Source organism: Kamptonema formosum PCC 10802 (assembly GCF_000332335.1).
In the GTDB taxonomy this organism is placed as follows: Bacteria; Cyanobacteriota; Cyanobacteriia; order Cyanobacteriales; family Oscillatoriaceae; genus Oscillatoria.
The window spans coordinates 6,794,108-6,796,587 of sequence record NZ_KB235948.1 but is presented as its reverse complement, the minus strand read 5'-3'; the positions used below and the strand labels follow the sequence as shown (position 1 = coordinate 6,796,587).

The following is a 2,480-nucleotide window of genomic DNA, read 5'->3' as shown; positions in this document are numbered from 1 at the left end:
CCTATAGCTGAATCCCGGCAACGGGATTGAAACTCGCGTCGATTTTCCCCCCTGCGGTCAGCAATGGAACTTTCCTATAGCTGAATCCCGGCAACGGGATTGAAACCTGGCTTTTAAGACCGTATCTTTTAAGACTCTTAAACTTTCCTATAGCTGAATCCCGGCAACGGGATTGAAACCGTCGCGAACGAGCAGTAATCGGGGGATGGTAGGACTTTCCTATAGCTGAATCCCGGCAACGGGATTGAAACCGCACACGCATTTAAGGAGACGAAAACAGATGGCACGCTTTCCTATAGCTGAATCCCGGCAACGGGATTGAAACCCCGTTTCGCTCCGGGGGCCTTAAGTCGTGCGAGCGGACTTTCCTATAGCTGAATCCCGGCAACGGGATTGAAACATTCATCGGGAGCCCTAACTTACGTGCTAGATGCAACTTTCCTATAGCTGAATCCCGGCAACGGGATTGAAACTGGGCTGTATGCGACTCAAACAAAAATACGATAATTCTTTCCTATAGCTGAATCCCGGCAACGGGATTGAAACTATTCATGCTGTTTGGGTGTGAGTGAGGACTCCCGACTTTCCTATAGCTGAATCCCGGCAACGGGATTGAAACGCTCAAACCTTGAACCTCTGAAGCGAGAATTGTTGTATCTTTCCTATAGCTGAATCCCGGCAACGGGATTGAAACGGGAAAAATTCCAGCTAACGACCAAACTGCCCCCGACTTTCCTATAGCTGAATCCCGGCAACGGGATTGAAACTTCAATCAATTGGCAACTCAATCGTCAGCATTCTGGCTTTCCTATAGCTGAATCCCGGCAACGGGATTGAAACAATGAATCGATAGCGACCGCAGGCCCCCGAAAGGGCTTTCCTATAGCTGAATCCCGGCAACGGGATTGAAACGAGCCCCCTCCCGAACCGCCGCTGGATTACTCTGGCTTTCCTATAGCTGAATCCCGGCAACGGGATTGAAACCAGGAACAGATCAGGAACGAACCCCCCGCACTCGACTTTCCTATAGCTGAATCCCGGCAACGGGATTGAAACAGCAAAAATCTACTAAAACTAACAAAGACAGATTTTTCTTTCCTATAGCTGAATCCCGGCAACGGGATTGAAACCTGGATTTAAGACTTCGACTGGCTTGATCCGGTGGGGATTTCCTATAGCTGAATCCCGGCAACGGGATTGAAACATTTCGCTCCCGGTGCTGCACCGGCAGAGGAAGATCCGCTTTCCTATAGCTGAATCCCGGCAACGGGATTGAAACGCTGGCGTGCCGCCCGGGAAAGAGGTAGGGGTTCTCTTTCCTATAGCTGAATCCCGGCAACGGGATTGAAACCACTCCACCGGTCGCTTTTTCTCGGGCGCTCCTGGTAACTTTCCTATAGCTGAATCCCGGCAACGGGATTGAAACGAAAATATGCGCAGTTAGCGAACCATCATTGAATCCTTTCCTATAGCTGAATCCCGGCAACGGGATTGAAACTAGCTAGTCTGTATCTGAACGCCGGCATCACGCAGACTTTCCTATAGCTGAATCCCGGCAACGGGATTGAAACTATTATTGAAAATGTTGAGATGGCCCTGACCAAAGGCTTTCCTATAGCTGAATCCCGGCAACGGGATTGAAACCTTTGAGAGCCACCTCCCACGGGCTTCTGTAGGTCTTTCCTATAGCTGAATCCCGGCAACGGGATTGAAACCTCTAGCCAGCCCACAAAATTCTGGAAACAATAACTTCTCTTTCCTATAGCTGAATCCCGGCAACGGGATTGAAACCAGCCCTTCCTGAGGTTCTAGCTCCCCGGGGAACAGGCTTTCCTATAGCTGAATCCCGGCAACGGGATTGAAACATGAACATGCCCTGGGGAGACAAAAAAGCTGTGGCTTTCCTATAGCTGAATCCCGGCAACGGGATTGAAACTTGCAAATGTTGCGTCGGATGGAGTCGGCGAGTCCAGCTTTCCTATAGCTGAATCCCGGCAACGGGATTGAAACCCGTAACAGTTTAGGCATGTTTACCCGACTAGCACTTTCCTATAGCTGAATCCCGGCAACGGGATTGAAACATGTGGCGGCTGCCGGTGTGCTGCCAGCTGGCAGCGCTTTCCTATAGCTGAATCCCGGCAACGGGATTGAAACCCGGCGGAAGAGGCAGAGCCTCAGGGGCGGGGGGTGCTTTCCTATAGCTGAATCCCGGCAACGGGATTGAAACCGCAAAGTTCTGTTTATCCTTGCGCCCCTGTTACAACTTTCCTATAGCTGAATCCCGGCAACGGGATTGAAACCAGTGTGATCTCGGTGAGGCGGGACAGTGGCGGACTTTCCTATAGCTGAATCCCGGCAACGGGATTGAAACCACAAGTGTTGAATCTTAACAATTCGACATAAAAAAAGCGCCCAAAACGTGCTATGATTTGGGCTACGGTCAAATCAATCCTGTTAATAACCTGTGCTCAACTCATTCT

1 CRISPR repeat array is annotated in these 2,480 nt (G+C 50.4%).

What is annotated here, in order from left to right:
* Positions 1–69: 69 nt before the first annotated feature.
* A CRISPR array of direct repeats spans positions 70–2,371; the repeat unit is 37 nt; unit sequence CTTTCCTATAGCTGAATCCCGGCAACGGGATTGAAAC.
* Between the last annotated feature and the right edge of the window lie 109 nt (positions 2,372–2,480).